This window comes from Thalassospira sp. MCCC 1A02491 (genome assembly GCF_001613785.1).
Taxonomy (GTDB): domain Bacteria; phylum Pseudomonadota; class Alphaproteobacteria; order Rhodospirillales; family Thalassospiraceae; genus Thalassospira; species Thalassospira povalilytica.
In genome coordinates, this window is sequence record NZ_LPVX01000006.1 from 23,557 (window position 1) to 43,869 (window position 20,313).

18 protein-coding genes and 1 CRISPR repeat array are annotated in these 20,313 nt (G+C 51.2%); of the genes, 9 read left to right on the forward strand and 9 right to left on the reverse strand.

Going from position 1 to position 20,313, the window contains the following annotated elements:
- Positions 1-43: 43 nt before the first annotated feature.
- The 3 genes from AUQ42_RS03760 (at position 44) to AUQ42_RS03765 (ending at position 3,461) form a co-directional block, all read left to right on the forward strand.
- Entirely contained in the window at positions 44-1,816 is a 1,773-nt protein-coding gene (locus tag AUQ42_RS03760) for a site-specific integrase (protein ID WP_068517688.1), read from the forward strand.
- Positions 1,817-1,994: 178 nt separating this feature from the next.
- A complete protein-coding gene (locus AUQ42_RS15750; RefSeq protein ID WP_156480821.1) occupies positions 1,995-2,270 on the forward strand; it encodes an AlpA family transcriptional regulator in 276 nt (91 codons plus the stop codon).
- A gap of 21 nt (positions 2,271-2,291) precedes the next feature.
- On the forward strand, positions 2,292-3,461 hold the full coding sequence (locus AUQ42_RS03765) for a site-specific integrase (RefSeq protein WP_068517691.1): 1,170 nt from the start codon (positions 2,292-2,294) through the stop codon (positions 3,459-3,461).
- A gap of 150 nt (positions 3,462-3,611) precedes the next feature.
- On the opposite strand, the gene AUQ42_RS16100 is transcribed toward AUQ42_RS03765, so the two are convergent.
- From AUQ42_RS16100 to AUQ42_RS03780, 4 genes are all read right to left on the reverse strand, one after another.
- Positions 3,612-3,875: a type II toxin-antitoxin system Phd/YefM family antitoxin gene (locus AUQ42_RS16100; protein WP_082817717.1), complete on the reverse strand. Its 264-nt coding sequence runs from the start codon at positions 3,873-3,875 to the stop codon at positions 3,612-3,614.
- An 89-nt stretch (positions 3,876-3,964) separates the two neighbouring features.
- On the reverse strand, positions 3,965-4,303 hold the full coding sequence (locus AUQ42_RS03770; protein WP_147250617.1) for an AraC family transcriptional regulator: 339 nt from the start codon (positions 4,301-4,303) through the stop codon (positions 3,965-3,967).
- Between the two features lie 315 nt (positions 4,304-4,618).
- Positions 4,619-4,945 (reverse strand): hypothetical protein, encoded by a 327-nt coding sequence (locus AUQ42_RS15755; protein ID WP_156480822.1) that lies wholly within the window; start codon positions 4,943-4,945, stop codon positions 4,619-4,621.
- Positions 4,946-5,288: 343 nt separating this feature from the next.
- A complete protein-coding gene (locus AUQ42_RS03780) occupies positions 5,289-5,636 on the reverse strand; it encodes a DoxX family protein (RefSeq protein ID WP_068517695.1) in 348 nt (115 codons plus the stop codon).
- Positions 5,637-5,935: 299 nt separating this feature from the next.
- On the opposite strand from AUQ42_RS03780, the gene AUQ42_RS03785 reads away from it, so the two are divergent.
- Together AUQ42_RS03785 and AUQ42_RS03790 are read left to right on the forward strand one after the other, a co-directional pair.
- Positions 5,936-7,723: a thiamine pyrophosphate-binding protein gene (locus AUQ42_RS03785; protein ID WP_068517696.1), complete on the forward strand. Its 1,788-nt coding sequence runs from the start codon at positions 5,936-5,938 to the stop codon at positions 7,721-7,723.
- A gap of 127 nt (positions 7,724-7,850) precedes the next feature.
- A complete protein-coding gene (locus AUQ42_RS03790) occupies positions 7,851-8,354 on the forward strand; it encodes a MarR family winged helix-turn-helix transcriptional regulator (protein ID WP_068517698.1) in 504 nt (167 codons plus the stop codon).
- A gap of 9 nt (positions 8,355-8,363) precedes the next feature.
- Here the strand turns inward: AUQ42_RS03790 and AUQ42_RS03795 are convergent, their stop codons facing one another.
- The 5 genes from AUQ42_RS03795 to AUQ42_RS03815 are packed head-to-tail and all read right to left on the reverse strand — an operon-like array spanning position 8,364 to position 12,833.
- Positions 8,364-8,804: a hypothetical protein gene (locus AUQ42_RS03795; RefSeq protein WP_068517700.1), complete on the reverse strand. Its 441-nt coding sequence runs from the start codon at positions 8,802-8,804 to the stop codon at positions 8,364-8,366.
- Positions 8,805-8,808: 4 nt separating this feature from the next.
- Complete coding sequence (nadC, locus tag AUQ42_RS03800; RefSeq protein ID WP_068517702.1) at positions 8,809-9,690, reverse strand: carboxylating nicotinate-nucleotide diphosphorylase; 882 nt, start codon at positions 9,688-9,690, stop codon at positions 8,809-8,811.
- On the reverse strand, positions 9,687-10,679 hold the full coding sequence (locus tag AUQ42_RS03805) for an ABC transporter substrate-binding protein (RefSeq protein ID WP_197460773.1): 993 nt from the start codon (positions 10,677-10,679) through the stop codon (positions 9,687-9,689). The genes nadC and AUQ42_RS03805 overlap by 4 nt, the downstream gene beginning before the upstream one ends.
- A 20-nt stretch (positions 10,680-10,699) precedes the next feature.
- Positions 10,700-11,899: a Gfo/Idh/MocA family protein gene (locus tag AUQ42_RS03810; protein ID WP_231856675.1), complete on the reverse strand. Its 1,200-nt coding sequence runs from the start codon at positions 11,897-11,899 to the stop codon at positions 10,700-10,702.
- Positions 11,883-12,833 carry a PDR/VanB family oxidoreductase gene (locus tag AUQ42_RS03815; protein WP_068517704.1) on the reverse strand — a complete coding sequence of 317 codons (951 nt, stop codon included), beginning with the start codon at positions 12,831-12,833 and terminating at the stop codon, positions 11,883-11,885. The genes AUQ42_RS03810 and AUQ42_RS03815 overlap by 17 nt, the downstream gene beginning before the upstream one ends.
- A gap of 136 nt (positions 12,834-12,969) precedes the next feature.
- Between AUQ42_RS03815 and AUQ42_RS03820 the strand changes: the two genes are divergently transcribed.
- The 4 genes from AUQ42_RS03820 to AUQ42_RS03835 all read left to right on the forward strand — a co-directional run bounded on the left by AUQ42_RS03820 (position 12,970) and on the right by AUQ42_RS03835 (position 18,902).
- The gene (locus AUQ42_RS03820; RefSeq protein ID WP_068517705.1) at positions 12,970-14,247 is read left to right on the forward strand and encodes a Rieske 2Fe-2S domain-containing protein; all 1,278 of its coding nucleotides are present in this window, start codon (positions 12,970-12,972) and stop codon (positions 14,245-14,247) included.
- Between the two features lie 183 nt (positions 14,248-14,430).
- The gene (locus tag AUQ42_RS03825) at positions 14,431-15,909 is read left to right on the forward strand and encodes an aldehyde dehydrogenase family protein (protein ID WP_068517706.1); all 1,479 of its coding nucleotides are present in this window, start codon (positions 14,431-14,433) and stop codon (positions 15,907-15,909) included.
- Positions 15,910-15,999: 90 nt separating this feature from the next.
- Positions 16,000-16,983: a TAXI family TRAP transporter solute-binding subunit gene (locus tag AUQ42_RS03830; protein WP_068517707.1), complete on the forward strand. Its 984-nt coding sequence runs from the start codon at positions 16,000-16,002 to the stop codon at positions 16,981-16,983.
- Complete coding sequence (locus AUQ42_RS03835; protein WP_082817719.1) at positions 16,980-18,902, forward strand: TRAP transporter fused permease subunit; 1,923 nt, start codon at positions 16,980-16,982, stop codon at positions 18,900-18,902. The genes AUQ42_RS03830 and AUQ42_RS03835 overlap by 4 nt, the downstream gene beginning before the upstream one ends.
- A gap of 204 nt (positions 18,903-19,106) precedes the next feature.
- Positions 19,107-20,262: a CRISPR direct-repeat array (repeat unit 36 nt; unit sequence GTTGCGGTTGGACCACAATCTCTCTTCTGCTAAAAC).
- Positions 20,263-20,313 lie beyond the last annotated feature (51 nt).

Below are 20,313 nucleotides of genomic sequence, written 5' to 3' on the forward strand. Positions count from 1 at the left end.
TGAGCGAACGTCCAATCCCTGAAAGCTTTTTTGTGAGTGAGTTTTGTCCAATTTCCCAACCAACCCTACAAAGGCAAATCAGAAGCCTGAGAACCTGAAGGAACTTGATCACGCCATTCGTCATTCAACACTGGCACACCATAAACGCCTGAGGATGAGGAATGACCTACAGACATTGGCAAAATGGCTAGATATGCCAATGGATCAAATCAGCACTGTACCGGAGCCGCTAAACAGGCTTCTGCAAAACCTGAAGCACGAAAAAACGCATGAAGTGTCCCCTAAACGCAAATCAAACGTAATTTCCAGCCTTCGCATGGCGCTGGAACACACAGGTGTCTGTCAAAAACTCGACAAATCTTATGCGAAACTCTCTCCCTGGCGGAACCTCTATGAAAAAAGCTTGAGCGAGACCAAACTCTCCACCATTCGGCCCTTCATCATCTTTTGTGCGCTTGAAGAAATTGCACCTGAAGATGTCACTTACCAGACATTCAAAGAATGGTGGCTCTGGAAGCGTCAAAACACAATCACCCTCACAACAAATCCAAAGGCTTCAATCAAACGCGCTGTAAGAGCCTGGAACCAGTTGGCGACGACGACAGAAAGTAGCGGGATAGGCCTTATCCAAGGCAAGCGCAAAAAGCTGGCGGCTTCTTCAATCGATAATCTGCTCCCGGCGAGCTTCCTCATTGACCTTGCCAATTTCAAGCATCTTGGTGGCACAAAAGCCACTTCCTCGACAGAGGCATCCAACCGCTATAAAGCTGCATTTCAACGTGTGAGTAATAGACCGCTTTCCGAAACAAAGGTCGAGCACTGTATTTCATCGCTGAAGTTGGCGGCAAAGACCGCCATTGAAACAGGCTTAAAGCACCCTGATGAAATCAGAACAATTTCAGACGTTTTGAACGTTGAAATTGCTTCCATCACTGTCGAGCAAGCGGAAAATCGAAATGGGCCAAGTGAGTATCTCCTTTCGATCGCCAAAGACCTGAAATGTGCAGCAAAGCGCTGGCTCACCCTCAACGAAGAACAAGAGCTGCAATGGAAGGAACTTATAACGGGGATTAGCAATTACCTTGCCGAAGAAATCGGGCATCACCGAAATCTCATGACAAAAAACAACCGAAAGAAGTTGCTCGAAATTCTGGAGCCGAATGCTCTTGAAAAGTTGATCTGCTTTCCATGGAAAACACTCGAAAAAAACGAGACATACCGGCAGAAAACCGGGATCGCTACCTATGGTATGGCCTTGGACATTTGTTCCTCGGTGGCTGTAGCAATCTTGTTCACGCTTCCCGTTCGCCGTGGGAATTTATGCCGCCTCGAATGGCAGAAAAACATTTCTGTGAACGTCGATGATGACACTGGTTTCCTGAACATCCCCGGAAGCGAGGTAAAGAACAAGCGACCACTTACGGCACTCTTACCAAGCAACCTCTGCAAGCTACTCAAGATATACCAGAAGCACTATTGGCCCTTGTTGATGGATGAGGACACATGTTGCCAGTACCTGTTTCCCACGCGAAACGGAAACCACCGGGCTGCAACAGCTTTGGGAAACACGATTTCACAAAGAGTAGCAGAAGCAACCGACATAAAAATTAATGTTCATTTGTTCCGTCACATCGTCGCAACTCTGGCCATTCAAGAAGCAAGCAAGAGCGGTGAGATATCTCACGCACGCTCACTCGTTGAGGGCTTATTGGGCGCGACGCCAGGAAGCAACGTGTCACAGCGATATGCCGAACTGACAACAACAATCGCGTCAGAATGGTTTTATCGAAACGTGACTACGAAGTTTTTTGAATGAATTAATTTTCTGAATTTTTCATGGGGCCCTCTTAAAATTATTGGCCCCATGAAAATTCAAGTCATTGATAATAAAAAATAAAATTATTCAATGCTCTCAATTTAATTAATTCAAAAACGTCGTCTGAATTCTTCAATTCCATTCTTAAAAAATTAAAACCCGAAAAAGTTTCGGGTTTTTGAAAACGATCGCAAATCGTCTTCAGAAGAAATTTGAAGACGAGATTTTGATGCAATTACTGACCGCACAAGAAGTCGCCCATCAACTGGGTTACTCCCCCTCCTGGTTCTACAGGAACCGAAAAACGCTCTACCGCAACGGCTTCCCACCTCCTTTGCCAGCGATGAAACGCTGGGACCTCGAAGCTATCAGTGACTGGGTTCGGGCGCGCTCTTCCAACGAAAACACTCCTCAAAGTTCTTCTGCCAGTCAGCAGGCACTTAACGAGCTTTGATCAATTGATTTGAAAGAAAACATGATGACAAAGAAAATAAAAATGCCAAAGAAGCCGCGCTATCTAGCCATCAAGACTCTCAGCGACCAGAAAACGGCGTACTACTATGAGCCGCCGAAAGACGCTATTGCAGCCAATATCGTCGAACGTCAGGCATTAGGAGTTGATTGGGAACGTGCAACGGCGCGTGCAATCGAACTAAACGAGCGCATCGACGAGTGGAGAAAGCATGAAAAGGGCAACCCTCATCTTCGTGAACAAGTGCCCGAGTTCAGTGTGAAGAAGCTTTGCTCTGACTACCTGGAGAGCAACAATTTCCAACGGCTGAAAGACAACACCAAGCGCGATTACCGGAAGAAGATCAAGGAAATCGAAGAGCTGCCAATTGGCAAAAATTCGCTCCCACTTGGTAAAGTCGACATTCGACAAATCATGCCCAGCAACGCTGACAAAATCTACAGCTTGCTAAAGATTGGCAAAAAAGGTCAGCTTCGGGTCACTCATGCCAGTGGCATTATGAGAATTCTGCGTCTGATGTTTAACCTTGCCAAAAAATGGTACGATCTACCTCAAAACCCGTTTGAAAATCCTGCGCTAGAGAGACAAAAGCGCCGAACGGTATCGTGGGAGGATGATCAACTTGAAAAATTCTGTGAAACAGCTCTGTCGATGAACTTACCCTCCATCTATCGTGCGGCAATGATTGCACGTGAAACCGGCCTGCGCGTCACAGATGTCAGAACGCTCAAATGGGGCAACATTCAAGACGAATTCATTGAAGTTCTGATGAGCAAAACAGATAAGACCGTCTGGGTACCTATCTCGCCAAAACTCAAGGAAGTATTGGGTGTGCACCGCGGCAATAGCGACGACTACGTGCTAAAAACGGATGGCAAGAACCTTCCTTACACTGAGACACGCATCTCTCAAATCTTTGCAAAAGTAAGAAGAGAAGCCGGGCTTCCAGCGGATCTACAAATGAGAGATTTCCGCGGTACAATGCTGAACGAACTTGCTGACGCGGGCGTAACAGAGGACGAGCTGATGGCGATTTCCGGTCACATGCATCGTGAAACTCTAAAGCACTACGTTCACCCGAGGAAAAATCGCTCATCTGAGGCTTTTGCCAAACTGGAAAAGCGCAGGAGTTCAATGGAAACGCCTCAGATCATGGATGACACGAACTCCTAAAACGAAGAGCCCGTCGATTTCAATGCTGAGACTAACCAAGCTGAAGCTCGTGACAGACTAGACAGAGCTTTCGCTCTGGGAAGGTGCCATAAACTGTTTACAAAGTGAAAGATCCAACAGCATCATCGATTTTGGCTCTTGTTAAGAGAATCAACTAGACTTCCATGCCGAGCTTGAACCTGCCTCAAGCTCGGCAATCGACCGGTTAAGACGCCGCGCGTTTTCGCTACTTGCGTAAAGGTGGAGCGTTTCCTGAATTGAGTCATACTCTGCCTTACTCATCACAACAGTATCTCCGCACTCATGTCGGATAAGGAATTGAGTACGCTCAGAATTTGTTGTTTCCATCATTTCAGAAAAATGCGCCAACGCTTGTACGAAAGGCAAAACCTCCAAAACATACCCCGCCTTCAACTGAAAACTCGATCTTTCTGGGAAAATACCATTCCTCCCCGATCCAATTGCCTAACGACTCAATGAACATTAGCGACATAATCAGTAGCTTATTTGCGCTGCGCAACCTCCAACCATCTGAACCACTTCGGGGTTTCAACTGACTGTTTGGAGTATAACCACGTGAAGTAAAAGGGGCATGAAAAGTCAAGAAAATAGGCGATCTCGGAGACAGTCAGATCAAAGAATACAAGCTTACGCTTTGCGGAAAGCAACAACCGGCCACTCATCATTCCCCCAGCATTTTTACCTGTTACCAACTTCACCGTCCTGCTCACATGGGTCGTGGTAACCGACAACATCTCGGCATAGCGGACCACTGAAAACTTGTCGGTTTCATATTGCTCAAGAAGATCCTGAAACCCGTTTAGCAGTTGCGGTTGGACCACAATCTCTCTTCTGCTAAAACCCATGCCAACCTAAACTGTGCAGACCTGCGGTTGCTGTCACGTGCCACAAAAGCTGTCATTCTTGCCAAGAAGTTGGCACGATTTCGCTCGACGGCGGCAAGCTTCTTTTCATCTATGTTTAGAGCATGAACGAAACAGTAATTAGCTAGTTTGTTGTTCGCACCGACCAGAAATTCGCGTCTGGAGTTTGACCGGGTAAGCAAAGAGAAGATATTCCAGTTCAAGAATTTGATTTTTCATCCGATGAGATTGCAGCGGAGCTTGAAAGAGCTGACTGGAAATCAACGTCTCCGTCTAGAGGAACAGGAGGCGAAAATGCATAAAGAAATGATCCTCACTGACGCTCAAGCGGATGGTTTGGCAGCTTTTCAAAATCAGAGGATCCATCATGGCCAATTCCAGAACGCAATTGCTCGAATTACCAACTTCCACAGGGCAGGTATCCCAGTCTTCTGCCTTCAAGATGCGACGCAAATACGCGTGCTCACTTCCTCTTATAGGAGCATGGGCGCAAAGGTGTCGCCATTCTTTGTTTTTGCCATTAGGAAAGCGAGGGCGTGGATAGTCGCACTGGCGCTCGTCAATCTGCTTACCTTTTACTTTGAGATAAGTACGTGACATCGTTCGTCTCCTAGGTTTGAACCTAGAAAACATCGAGAAGCAGATAAAAGAAGCCAGCAGGATGCGCTACTTCGTCATTTGAACAAACGAAAATACCCGGTTCGCGCAGGGGCGTCCCGGGGGATTGAGGCGTTGCGGATTTGGCAATTTGATCAAGCGTTTTGAAGATGCAGTCGACTGGATATGTAGCTCGAATGCAACACCGTGGCAGGTTTATCGTTGTCATAACTCGGGGGAACCGAGTGTTTGTTAACGGAGTTTCATGAGAGCAACACAGTAGGGAAGTTGAGTGGAAGTTGAGGAGTCCGAGAAAATTTGGATCCCATGCATGTGATAGTTTGACTCAGTTCTCGCGTTTGAAATGAACAAACGCGTTGATGCCGACAAGGATCAGAACCGTTAGCGGGGCGATGCTGTGAGTGAATTCGCCGTTAAGGACGAGTGTGCCGGCGGCGGCGATCATGACGCTTCCGGCAAGTGCTGAGCCAATCAATCGGGTTGCACTGAATGCGAGAAGGATGGCTGCGGTCCATTCCAGGGTGCCGGTGAGATACGGGAACCAGGTCGGGTAGCCCCATCTTGTGTAGTCCGCCAAGGTCGCCTCCGATGCGGCAAGGTTCATGGTACCGCCAATGGCAAAGAAGATTGCCAGCACTAGGGCGTAAATCGTTATCCAGTTCAATTTCTTCATGTGTCTCGCTCTGTTGGCGCCAGCTAATCGGCCGGTATGTAATTATTAGATTTCTAATCAGTAGTGGTGGATTGCCCGTGTGATGGCAATACAAAATCCATTTCGTGTCGCGCTGTTGTGACCTCGTGCACGGCTGCAGTGGCATTCTTATTTGGGAGGAACTGCAAAAACTGACCGTTATTCAATTGCGGTCGCGGTCAGTTTGGAAAACCCGTTTGACATAATGTTAGATATCGAAGTATTTAAAAAGAAAAGTTCTAAATTGCTTTTATAAAAGACGGAAAAGTCCGGGAGGAAAAATGGAAAAGGTCGAGTATCCTGTTGCGTCAGGATCGGAAGGGCTTTGGGGCAGCGATCTTATCGCTGAGATGCTGCGTGCCCTGGATGTTGAATTTGTCGCCCTTAATCCCGGATCAAGTTTCCGTGGTTTGCATGACAGTCTGGTTAATCATCTGGGCAATGAAGACCCGAGAATGCTGCTGTGTCTGCATGAAGAACATACCGTCGCGATTGCCCATGGTTGGGCGAAGGTGACGGGGCGTCCGATGGCAGCCATTGTGCATGCCAATGTCGGTTTGATGCATGCAACCATGTCGATTTACAACGCCTGGTGTGATCGTGTTCCCGTCCTGGTGTTCGGGGCAACCGGGCCGGTTGATGCGGCTGAGCGTCGCCCGTGGATTGACTGGATCCATACGTCTCGTGATCAGGCTGCCTTGGTGCGCCCCTATGTCAAATGGGATGATCAACCTGCATCGCTTCCGGCCTCGCTTGAAGCCATGATCCGCGGTGCGACAATCGCCAAAACCGCACCAATGGCACCGGTCTATGTCTGTTTTGATGTCTCGGTTCAGGAAGAAGAAATCACCGAGCCGGCCAAGTTGCCTGATGTCAGCCGATTTGCCCTGCCTGCGCCAACAGCACCGTCACGCGAAACGCTGGTCGAGCTGCACACATTGCTGCAAACCGCCAAATCACCGGTATTCCTGATGGGGCGGGTGTCGCGGTCTGGTGAAGACTGGGGGCGGCGTGTCGCGCTTGCCGAAAAGTTCAATGCGCGTGTCTTGACCGATATCAAGCTTGGTGCAGCGTTCCCGACAGACCATCCATTGCATGCCGGTGCACCCGGCTTCTTTATGTCGCCAGATGGCGCAAAGGTTTTGAATGAAGCTGACCTTATTGTCAGTTTTGATTGGGTTGATGTTGCCGGAACGCTGAAACAGGCAGGCTCGAGTGCCGAAGCGGCCAAACTTGTTCAGCTGTCTTTGGATCATCAGCTTCATAATGGTTGGAGCATGGACCATCAGGCAGCTGTTCGGGCGGATTTGCATATCGCATCTGAACCTGACGTCGTGATTAAAGCACTTTGCAAGGAAGCCAGAATTAGTGCTACCGCTGCCCCTGCAAACCTGCCGGCAAAATGCACAGGCAAGGTCGCGGACGAGACAGCACCGCTTGATGTTGACAGCCTGGCTGCTGCATTGGGTGACGCCCTGTCCGAAGATGTGGTTTCGCTGGTTCGCCTGCCGCTAAGCTGGGGTGGCGATTTGTGGCACTTCCGTCATCCGCTTGATTATCTGGGCTATGACGGTGGGGCTGGGATTGCATCTGGTCCGGGCATGTTGGTGGGCGCTGCACTTGCGCTGCGTGACACCGACCGTCTTCCGGTTGCGGTTTTGGGCGACGGTGATTTCCTGATGGGGGTGTCGGCATTTTGGACAGCGGCACGCTATGGCATTCCGTTCCTAGCGATCATTGCCAATAACCGGTCTTTCTATAATGACGAAATCCATCAGGAAAAGGTCGCAATCAGCCGTGGGCGGCCGGTCGAAAATAAATGGATCGGCCAGCATATTGGCGGGCCGGATATTGATCTGGCGGCAATGGCGCGTGCCCAGGGTATCATGGCTTTTGGTCCGGTCAGCACTGCTGCGGAACTGAAATACGTGATCAAGGAAGGGTTGGCAGCGGTCAAGGCAGGGCAGGCCGTTGTTATTGATGCGCGTATAACCCCCGGTTACACAAAGGCAATGTCAGCCGGTATGACCCGCACCGCAGAAGAAACGGCCGAGGCTGAGGAAGGATAACTATTGTCCGAACGAACAAACGTGTTTGGCATGCACCCGGCCAAGCACGTTTGACTCCGGTAAAGGAGGGCTGTATCAGTCAATCCGAAAAACAAAACCAGTTGGCTTTAGGGGCATCCAATAATCCATGGCGGATAGAGAAAACAGAGTTCCGGACTCACGCGAACGCCTTGCGCATATCATTCGATTGGCAACCCGCGGTTTTAACCGCTCTCTACAGATACGTCTGGCGTCGCATCATGTGACGTTCGGACAGTGGATTTTTCTGCGCATCCTTTGGCAGCAGGAAGGCCTGACCCAGCGTGAACTGGCAGAAGAAGCAGGCCTTACCGAGCCGACAACACACACTGCCTTGCAGCGCCTTGAAGCTTTGGGCTTTCTTGAAAAACGCACGCTGGCGGGCAACCGCCGCAAACAGCACGTCTTCCTGACCGAACGGGGCAAAGAGCTTCGCGTCGAGCTCGAACCGCTTGCGATTGAAGTAAACGAGGTCGCCCTTGATGGTTTGACTCCGGCAGAGATCGAAACCATTCGGAAGGGCATGCTGATTATTCTTGAGAACCTCGAAGAAGATGAGCGGAAAGCGGGCGAGGAAGGACGTAAAGTCCCTCCGACCCGCGTTCCGACCTGAGTTCTTCGATTACGCCGCGGATAGCTTCTCGAGCAGGGCATCTGCCGTTGTGATTTCACGCAACGGCATATCATTGGTTGAGGCGTCCGGGTCAGCATCATAGCGCAATCCTTCGCCATCCCAGAACCACCAGTATACGACGTTGCCCTGTTTGTCACGGATCGGCATCCGGAACGTGGGGAACGTTGTGTCGCTGGCTGGTATCTTTGCAGCACCGACTTTTTCACCTTCGAGCATGCCTTTTTGCAGGACTGAAAACAGCGGCAGCATAAAGGTGAATTTGGTTTTACCACTGGCAAGTTCTGCGATATTGGCCGGGCGCGCTGCATGACGTCCGGGCAAAGCACGGACCACTTCGGGATACGCCGGATGGTTGTGTGTGACCTGCAGATAGCCAAAGCCGTTGGGCAGCTTGATTTCGATGATATCGCCAGGTTGGAATTGTTTCATTGTCCTACCCCAGTGTTACGTCGAGACCGATATCAAGGGTCGGTGCAGAAATCGTGATCTTAGAGCTTGATATGAAATCAACCCCGGTTTCAGCCACATCCTTGATAGTATCGATATTGATGCCGCCGGATGCCTCTATCCGAGCGCGGCCGTTGTTAAGCTTAACAGCCTCTTTCAGGTCATCGATTCCGAAATTGTCTACCAGCACGGTTGTTGCGCCAGCATTGAGCGCTTCTTCGAGCTGTTCAAGTGTGTCGACTTCGATTTCAACGACAACAAGATGGCCGACATAATTGCGGGCAGCTTCAACTGCCTTAGTGATGCTTCCGCAAACCGCGATGTGGTTGTCCTTGATCAGAACCGCGTCATCGAGGCCAAACCGATGGTTTGCACCATCGCCACAACGTACGGCATATTTTTCAAAGGCACGCAGGCCCGGGGTGGTTTTGCGGGTACAGCAGATGCGCGCATTTGTGTGGGCGATCAAATCGGCGAACCTTGCCGTGGTTGTTGCAATACCTGACAGATGGCAAAGATAGTTCAATGCCACACGTTCCGATGACAAGATCGCGCGTGCATTTCCCGTGACCCGGGCGATTTCGTCGCCCGGCGCGAGGGTGTCGCCATCTTTCATAAAGGCTTCAAACGCCAATCCGGCCCCGGCAAGGGCAAATGAACAGCGCGCGAAGTCCACACCACACAGGCGACCTGCCTCACGAGAGACAAGAGACACCTTAGCCGTCAGGTCCGGCCCGATGGTCGCGTCGGTGGTCAAATCACCAGCCCGCCCAAGATCTTCCCTGAGTGCGGCGCGCACCCCTTCTTCGACGAGGATGGCCGGAAGTGACGGAAATACGCCCGATGTTTTTGATGTCTTGTTGGTCATAGGCTGAAAACCTCACGCGTCGACGGGTGGAAAAGCTCATCAATGGAAAGCTTCCGAGGGGAGAGTCCCTGACGATAGTGATAATCGAGGAATGTCTCAATTACCTTGCGGTTTGGTGCCACGCCATAGGGCCACAGATCATTGCCCAGCAGTTTCTTGGCACGATCCAGAGTGTCTTCGACGAATGGCATCGTGACCTTGGTGGCCGAAGTATCGCTGAGCGCCTCGAGCGCCATCTGTTTGGATTGCGAAAACGCCTTGAGCAGCGCACCGGGCAGCCAGGGGTGCTGATCGGCGAGGCTTCTGCGTACACCTAATACATGCATGATGGGGAAGATGCCTGTTCGGTTATAGTGCCCTTCGGCCGCAGCAATGCTGTCAGAAAACAGGCGCCCAACATGGGGATGACCGTCGTTGAAGCATTTCGGCCAACGCGGTCCGATAAACCCGTCAATCTCGCCGTCTGCCAGCATTTGATTGAGTGTCGCACCTTCGGGCGCTTGGGTCATTTTTACGTCGTCAGGAAGTTCGACCTTGATTTTCTCGGGGCGACCCGGGGTGTCCATCCCACCACGAACCCAATGGATATCGGATGGCTTGACGCCATAGTCGTCTTCAAGAATACCGCGTACCCAGACATTCGCTGTAAGCTGATATTCTGCAATGCCGATCCGGCGTCCCTTGAGGTCTTCGGGGCTGTTAATTCCCTTGTCTGTGCGGATATAGATCGAGGTATGGCGAAACGCGCGAGAGAGAAATACAGGGATGGCGACGTAATGCGCTTCATTGCGCGCAAGCTTCACGCAATAGGACGAAAATGAGAGCTCGCTGACGTCGAAGTCCTCATTACGAAACGCCCGGAAGAACATTTCTTCGGGGGATAATAGCATGGAAATAGGATCAACACCGTCGATTTTGACACGACCGTCAAAAATCGGTCTGGTGCGATCATAATCGCCATAGGCCAGTGAAAGGGTCAAGTTGCTCACGAGTTTCCTCCGGGGTTTGTTTATTTTGACTGTATTTGATGTGCCAGGGTGATCGGCGAAGATGTTTCTGCAGATTTTAGGATCGCGTGACAGGCTTCGAGTGTTGCCAGCCCCCATCGACCTGTTTGTGACGGTGGTGCGTTGAACCTGACTGCCTTGATCAAGGCTGTTGTGACCTCTGCGCGTGGGCCGGCATTCATGGGGGCGGGGATGAATTTCTGCTCAAAGTGACCATGGAGCCACACACCATCTGCCGTTATGCGCAAATCTGCATCATCACATGACACTACGATTGGGCCGAAATGTTCGTGATGTGGTGCAGCAGGGCGTACAGGCGTCTCGCCAAATGTACGTCCGGATTTAAGGGCAGCTTCTTCTTGCGGGCTTGAGACTTTGGCCAGTGCCTTGCGGGCCTGACCATAGTTTGCAGGGTCTTTTGGGTATCCCAGCTCACCAACCCAATCCTGCCAGACATCTGAATCAAAATGTGCGTATCCCGAATAGGTCAAAGAGGCAAATGCACCGCCTTCAAAACATACAAGTGCGCTATAGGCCCCCTCGGTTCTTCGATCAGGGTCCCAGTTCCCGGTCGCCGCTGTGATGGTCTTGATCATGCCCCCGCCCAGCAACCGCACGATATCAAGCTGATGGACAGCCTGACTGAAAATGACGCCGCCGCCTTCAGCGGTAACCAGTTCTTCGGGTCTGCGTGGCCGATACAGAAAGTCGGTGTAGTTGAGGGCGTGCATCATTCTGACCTTGCCCACCTCGCCCGACTGAATGATGTCATGCGCCAGATTGACTGCACCATCAAAACTGTGGCTTGGGCCAACAATCAGTTGGACGCCAGCCTCTTCGCAGATTTCGACCATCCGAATGCCATCTTCTAGGCTGATGGCAAGCGGCTTCTCGACCAGTACGTGCTTACCGGCGCGGGCCGCAATCGCAACATGGTCAACATGCATTTGATGTGGGGTTGCGACATAGACCGCTTCAACGTTCGGATCTGCACATATGTCCTCGACCCGTTCATAAGTCGGACTGCCAAATTCTTTTTTGAAGGCTTGGCGTGATGACTCACGCGGGGCGCAGGCCGCAACAAGGTGAACGCGCGGATCAGCGATCAGGCTTGGTAATGTCAACATAAACCCCCGACCAAGTCCGATCACACCAAGGCGCAGTGGCACCTGTTCGGTTCGGAGTTCAGAGTTCGATGACAAGATTACCCTCCCTCGCGCGGGAGACGCAGATCATAATCTGATTGTCTTTTTCCTCGTCCATAAGAACCATGTCACGGTGGTCGACATCCCCTTCGATCAGCTTGCAGCGGCAAGTGCCGCATGTGCCGCTTTCACAAGAGCTCACCGTTTTGATCCCATTATCACGAAGTGCTTCCAGAACGGACCGGTCAGCGGGAACGGTGATGGTGGTATCGAGATTGGCGACAGTCACTTCAAACGGTTTGTCGTCCTCGCGCACGGCCTCGACGGCTTTGAAGTCTTCGAAATGGACACGTCCTTCCGGCCAATGACCAGAGATGGCTTTGATTTCTTCCATCAAAGGGGATGGGCCGCAGCAATAGACATGCTCGGCGCCAGGCTCTTCGAAGTGGTCCCAGAAATCGTAAACCTGCTCGAGGTTGCCGTTATCGTGATGGAACTTAACGCGCGATCCGAATGCGTTCTTGATTTCATCCAGATATGCCGTTTCCTCGGCTGATCGGGTGCAATAGATCATCTCGAACGGTTTGCCCTGGGCCGAAAGGTGATTGGCCATCGCATAGATTGGCGTGACGCCGATACCACCGGCGATCAGCAAATATTTTGGCGCATTTTTCAACGCAAACGAATTTTCTGGCGCTTGAATGACAAGCTCGGTACCAACTGTTGCCGACTCGTGCATTGAGGATGATCCGCCACGCGATTCTGGCTCGCGTTTCACTGCAATCACGTAGTTTTCGGGAAATTCCCCATCATTAACAAGCGAATAGCGGCGCATCGCGCCAGATGGCGTTTCGACGGTGATGTGCGATCCCGGCTCAAAGGCGGGGAGTTCGATCTCATCTACGGGGGAAAGCGTAAACTCGCAAATATAAGGCGTTAGCTCGCGTCGCGCCTCAACACGCATTTTTATGCTTTCTAATTCTGTTGACATTTTTTCCTCCCGAATTAACTTTACGCAATAAATTAGATATCTAATAATTCTTGTCAAGTCACTAGACGCCTGTAAAAGCGTAGTGTATATAAACTTCGATATCTAAGAATATGCAGCACGGAGGAGAGTTCGCGAGATGCTGAGTCATGAGGAGAATGATCTTTTAACCCGCGTCACCGGCGATGCGCCGATGGGCAAACTGATGCGCCAACACTGGACACCGGTCTGCCTGATCGAAGAAGTTGCCGAAGCAGACGGAAAACCATTGTTGGTCGAGGCCGTTGGCAACCGTTATGTCGCGTTCCGCGACTCCGAAGGTAAGCTTGGCCTTCTTGACGAACTCTGCCCGCACAGACGCGCATCACTGGTTTTTGGTCGCAACGAGGATTGCGGCCTGCGCTGTCTTTATCATGGTTGGAAGTTTGACGTTGAAGGCAACTGCGTTGCCATGTCGTCCGAGCCTGAGGGCAGCCCGCTTCATGATAAGGTCAAACACAAATCCTACAAGACCGTGGAATGGGGTGGGTTTGTCTGGGCATGGCTTGGCGAAGAAGAGGACATGTATCCTTTCTCGCCGCCCGCATTTGCCCCGACCGAGGATACACAGGTTTCAATCCTGAAAATCCGCATTCCGGCGAACTGGGCACAGATTACCGAAGGCCAGATAGATTCAGCTCACTCATCTAGCTTGCACTCATCGGATATGAAGCCAGCCCGTGTTGAGGGCGCGGCGGCCGATGATCAAGCATGGTATAGGCCATCAACGGATAAGTCTCCACGTATGCAGACGCAAACGACTAGCTATGGTTTCCACTATGCTGCTATCCGCAAGCCCATCAAAAACGCCGGTACACATAACTACCTGCGTATCACGGAATACATTGCGCCATATACCTCGTTGATCCCACCAAACAACAATTACAATGTCGCCAGTGTCATCGTGCCAATTGATGATGAAACCACGCATTTCCACTTCGTCGCCTGGGGTGGGAAGGCCTGCCCCACGACAGAGGAATGGCGTAAATTTAATCATGCTCAAAAAGGCATTCATCTGGATGACCGGTGGGTATCCCAGCGCCAATTGCACAATAACTTCCTTCAGGATCGTCAGGCGATGAAGCTTGGAAGCTTCACTGGTGTTAAAGGTATTCCCAACCAAGACATTGTTATGTGGGTGTCGATGGGGGCGATTGTAGACCGATCTGACGACATCCTTGGCGCGTCAGATCTAGCGATTGTCGAGTTCCGCAGGCTAATGGTCGATGCTGCGAAAAAAGTCGCAGCAGGGGGCGATGCACTTGGTACAACGGAGCCAAGAGTCCCTCACACAACCATCGCATCTCGCGAAGGCGTTTACCCGAAAACCCTTGATTGGCGTACGCTTGTTGAAGAAGAGAGCGTTGCTGCCGAATGACTTTATTGGGCAGGTTCGCGGACGAACCTGCCCTTCTCATAAAATAAAACTAAGATATCTAATTTTATGGTTGACTGCTGGTGTGAGCTGCCATTTAATTTAGATATCTTATAATAACAAAGATAACGACCTTTCCGCGAAAGATAAAAAAACACGACGCGGATTTTCCGGGAGGAAAACAGCATGAAGCCTCTAAAAGCTTCTACTGCCGAGGACCTACTAACCGAGAGAGTTCCCAAAGGGCTGTATTACGGTGGCACTTGGCATCGCTCCGAGAGCGAACCGATTACTGTGTATGCACCGTCGACTGGCGCCAAGCTTGCCCGAGTTGACCGTGCCACGGAATCAGATCTTGATGCGGCAGTAAGGGCTGCGAGCGCAGGGCAAAAGCGATGGGCGCGTACTACACCTCGTGAGCGTTCACAGGTGATGCGAGAAGCAGCCGCTATTATTCGTGCGAATAAGGACGAACTTGCCCGCCTTGATGCGCTTGATAGCGGTAACTCGCTCAAAGGAATGCTGTTTGATGTCGAGCTCGCAGCAACTTTGATGGATTTTTTCGCGGGCCTGGCTACCGAACTTAAAGGCGAAACCGTTCCTGTCGGTGCCGGTAAGGTGAACTATGTCGTTCGTGAGCCGGTTGGTGTCGTTGCCCGTATTGTACCGTTCAACCACCCGCTGATGTTTGCATGTGCAAAGCTTGCCCCGCCAATCATGGCTGGCAACAGCGTCATCATCAAGCCATCCGAAGAAACGCCACTTTCAAGTCTGAAGGTTGCGGAGCTGATCGGTGGCCTTTTCCCGCCAGGTGTATTGAATATCCTGAATGGCGGACCTGATCTGGGCGCCGGACTGTCAACCCACCCGGGCATTGCCAGTGTAAGCGTTGTCGGCAGTGCGTCAACCGGGCGGGCTGTAATGCGACAGTCGGCCGATACGCTCAAACATGTTTCGCTTGAGCTTGGTGGCAAGAACGCGCTTGTGATCTTCCCGGATGCGGACATCGACAAGGCCGTTCAAAGTGCGGTGAAGGGTATGAATCTGCCATGGACGGCGGGCCAGTCCTGCGGCTCGACCAGTCGTGTGTTCGTTCATGAATGCATCCATGACACGGTCGTCGAACAACTTGCGGCGGCTTTCAATGCAATAACACCGGGTGACCCCCTGTCGCCTGACAGTCAGATGGGGTGCCTGTCAACCCGCGGCCAATATGAAAAAGTCCTTGGCTATATCGACATCGCAAAGGGTGAAGGTGCGAGAATGGTTGCCGGCGGCGATGTTCCCGCCGAACTCGCGGCTGGCTTCTTTGTAAGGCCAACTGTGTTTGCCGATGTCACACCCGATATGCGCATCGCACAAGAAGAAGTGTTTGGTCCGGTGCTCAGCATTCTCAAATGGTCTGACTACGAAGCATTGATCGAGGCGGTGAACGGTGTGGATTATGGACTGACTGCGTCGGTCTGGACGCGTGATCTGACACAAGCCATGCGCGCAGTTAATGACATCTGCGCGGGTTATGTCTGGGTGAACAACTCCAGCGACCATTTCCTCGGAACACCTTACGGCGGCATGAAGCAATCGGGTATCGGACGTGAAGAATGCCTGGGCGAGATGCTGTCCTACACCGAACAGAAAAACGTAAATATTTCTTTCGAGGCCTGACGCTGCATTTTTGGAAATCCTGCATAGGATCAGCGTCCAATAACAATAAACAAACCATAATTAGAGATCTTACCCATTAGGGAGGAAAGAATGAGGCTTTTGACTCTTGCCGCGGCTATTGGACTGGCCTTCGGCGTTAACACTGCACAGGCAGAACCGGTAAACCTCACCCTGTCGGGCGGCAACCCGGGGGGGTTGTGGTCCCTTCTTGGTGCCGGTATTGACCGTGCTGTAAAACAGGCGGATCCAGCATCGGTCGTTACCTATCAAGCGACTGGTGGAGGGTTTGCAAATATTGGTTTGCTCGCTGCAAACCGAACGGATATGGGGCTGGTTCACAACGCTGAAGTGAAGATTGCTTTGGCAGGCGAAGAGCCGTTCAAGGCCCCGGTAGAAAATATGCGTGCGATTGGCTACATGTACAACTGGGCACCAATGCACTTCTTTCTCGCGAAGTCGATTGCCGATGAGTACAATATTGATAGCCTTGATGACCTGGCAACTTCCAAGGCTCCCGTACGTATTGGCGTGAACCGCTCGGGTAATATTACGTCCAATGTTGCGCTTTTCATGCTCGAACAAGCCGGTCTGACTAAAGAGGCCGTCGAAGCCAATGGCGGTAGCATTATTCAGGCAGGCGCGAATGATCAAGCCGATTTGCTCCAGGATGGGCGCATCGACATGGTTACCAATGGTGTGTTCGTGCTGCATTCATCATTCCGTGCAATTGACGAAAACAATGACGTCGTTGTTCTCGACATTCCGCAGGCAGTGATCGATGCAACAAATGAGCGCTTTGGCACGCAAAACTTTACCATCCCTGGAGGAAGCTACACCAACCAGCCGGACGATATCGAAACTCCGGCTCTAGGCGCCCTTCTCGTCACCACGGACCAGTTGCCTGAGTCTACCGGGTATGCGCTGACCAAGGCTTTGATAGATCATATCGAAGAAGTCAAGGCTGTTCATGGGTCCATGAAGTCGCTGAGCACGGAGCTTATGGTTGACCAGGATGTCATGCCCTTCCACGCCGGTGCGGAAAAAGCATATCGTGAGGCAGGACTTCTCAAATGATGAAGTCACTCGTTAGCACAGGCCGCAAACGTAAGTTTGCGGCCTTACCCCACAAAACCCTGATCGTAATCGCAGCTCTGTTTGCTCTGGGTGTGATCTATGGCAACCTGTTTGTGATTTCCGATCCGCTGATCATCGGGATTTTGTTTCTTAGCGGTCTCTTTTCGATGCTGTTTCTGGTTATCGGATCGCGTTCGAACGCGGCCGAACGGCCAACAATCATCGACTGGGGGCTCAGCGCACTTAGCTTGGCGACAGGTGCATTCTTCCTTTGGAATGCTGATGTCATATCCAGCAGGATTACCCTGCTTGAAGAGCTCACCCCCCTGCAGTTCTTCTTTGGCTCTTCTTTGCTGTTCCTCTCACTAGAGGCTACTCGTCGTACAACAGGCGCTGGTCTGACAATAGTGGTTCTAGGCTTTATGGCTTACAACCTTTTTGGACACTTGCTGCCGCCACCCTTCGGGCATGGCTTGATAGAGTATAGCTATCTTCTTGATGCTCTAATTTTTACAACAGATGGTGTATTTGGCGTACCAATCCAGGTTGTTGCCAGCTACGTTTTTCTGTTTGTACTGTTCGGGACCTTGCTGTCATTTGCTGGCGGCGGAGACTTCTTTTTCAATCTTGCGGCAGCGCTTACCGGTAAAAGTCCGGGCGGCCCAGCAAAAGTTGCGGTTATCTCTTCGGGTATGTACGGAACCATTTCCGGCAGTCCGGTGTCTGATGTTGTCGCAACCGGATCAATCACAATCCCAATCATGAAGCGACTTGGCTATTCTCCGCGCTTTGCGGGGGCGGTCGAGGTCGCAGCTTCAACAGGGGGTAGCGCAATGCCACCCATCATGGGTTCGGCAGCGTTCATTCTCGCTGAGTATACCGGGTTTGCGTATAGGGAAGTCGTCTACGCAGCGATTATTCCAGCCCTCCTTTATTACCTGGGTGTCTTCTCCCAGGTTCATCTCCGTGCTGTGAAGCGTGATCTGCGTGCTTATCCAGATGACGTTCCCACGTTGAAACAAACGGTCATCAATGGCTGGATGTTTGTAGTTCCTGTGGCTGTGATCGTTTTGGTTCTATCACTTGGTTATTCACCAACCATGACGGCAGGTTTAGGTGCGGCGTCTGTGGTGATTGCAGCAGCATGCTCACCAAGAACCCGTATGAGCCTGTGGCGTGTAATTGAGGGTCTTGGCGAAACAACCCTTCGCATCCTGCCTGTAGCGGGTGCCTGTGCGGCAGCTGGTCTTGTGATTGGCGGTCTGTCTATGACCGGTCTTGGCATGAAAGCTGCCAATGTGATCATGACCATCAGTGGTGCAGATCCGGTTATCACGCTAGTGATTGCGGCTCTCGTGACCATCATCCTTGGCTTGGGCATGCCGACACCAAGCGCATATATTCTGGCCGCGGTACTGGTCGGACCTGCGCTTTCCAAGTTGGGATACCCCCTTCTTCAATCTCATATGTTCCTTCTGTACTACGCGATATTGTCTGCTCTTACCCCGCCAATTGCCGTTGCGGCTTTGGCTGCCGCGGCCATTGCCGAGGAGGACCCCTTCAAGATAGCCTTTGACGCTGTCAAGCTGGCTGCTGTTGGTTTCCTGTTGCCATTCGTCTTTATCTGGAACCCGGCCATCATAGGTGAAGGTTCAGGGCTACAAGTTGCCTTGGCATTGATGGGCGGTGTTGTCGCTGCAATTTCGCTGGCAGTTGCCATTGAAGGATATCTGAATGGCAAGCAGAACAGGATTGCGCGGTGTATGTTTGTGGGCATAGCGGTCGCGTGTGTGGCGCCATTTATATATATCGCAATCCCGGGTATCTTTTTTGGCTGTGTGTTGCTTGTTCGCAATTACAACACCTCATCAAACACATCCGACAAAGTAACAGAAAGTCAAAACATTCCTGGAGCCTGATATCGCTCTAGTGTGCGAAGAAGGTATGTGCCTTTGTGCCATACCTTCTTTTTTTTGAGGGTGGAGAAAATTGTCAGCTTTTCTGTCACTTCTGGAGATTTTTGTCAGCTTTTGTGACAATTGATGACAACTTATCTGGCAAACGAAAACGCTAAGGAATTGATTTCGAGGGCAGTCGAATGTCACCTTTTGTGGCACATGACAGTTGCGGTTGGACCACAATCTCTCTTCTGCTAAAACCCTCAAGCGAATACTGTGGTTGAGTTTGTAGTTGCGGTTGGACCACAATCTCTCTTCTGCTAAAACGTCACTCATCACGCTCTCCTATGTTGCGCTGTTGCGGTTGGACCACAATCTCTCTTCTGCTAAAACCGATGCTGTGGCGGGTGGTAGCGGTCTGGTGTTGCGGTTGGACCACAATCTCTCTTCTGCTAAAACGGAAGCAGATGTTTGGCGGGCGCTGAACATGTTGCGGTTGGACCACAATCTCTCTTCTGCTAAAACGCGGCGTAATTGTTATTAAGAGAAATCACGTTGCGGTTGGACCACAATCTCTCTTCTGCTAAAACTCGATAGTGCCGTTTGCGGACCTTATGTAAGTTGCGGTTGGACCACAATCTCTCTTCTGCTAAAACGCGCCCCGAGTTCACCGCGATGGCAGCGATGTTGCGGTTGGACCACAATCTCTCTTCTGCTAAAACCCTGCTCAGTGATTGCGCGAGCATCCATAGGTTGCGGTTGGACCACAATCTCTCTTCTGCTAAAACAAGCGGATAAAGATCGATATGGATGCCAAGGTTGCGGTTGGACCACAATCTCTCTTCTGCTAAAACTCAAGCGTTAATTTGATGGCATTGATCGTCGGTTGCGGTTGGACCACAATCTCTCTTCTGCTAAAACTCCCGGATCCAATCCATGTAGGACATATCAGTTGCGGTTGGACCACAATCTCTCTTCTGCTAAAACAGAAAGACGCATTGATTGCGGAGCTGGTTGGTTGCGGTTGGACCACAATCTCTCTTCTGCTAAAACGCCCCCTCATTATGCCAAGCACACCAGCACGTTGCGGTTGGACCACAATCTCTCTTCTGCTAAAACTCTCTCTCACAATGCGTTTTTCTCCGCTTGTTGCGGTTGGACCACAATCTCTCTTCTGCTAAAACCAAAAGAGAATACCCCACCAATGATCAAAGTTGCGGTTGGACCACAATCTCTCTTCTGCTAAAACCTCACCAAAGCCAAGGACCAAACCAATGACGTTGCGGTTGGACCACAATCTCTCTTCTGCTAAAACGATGGCCTGTTCGCCGTGTTGGTGTGTTGAGTTGCGGTTGGACCACAATCTCTCTTCTGCTAAAACGCTGTTTCTGAATTGGCATCCGTCGAAACAGTTGCGGTTGGACCACAATCT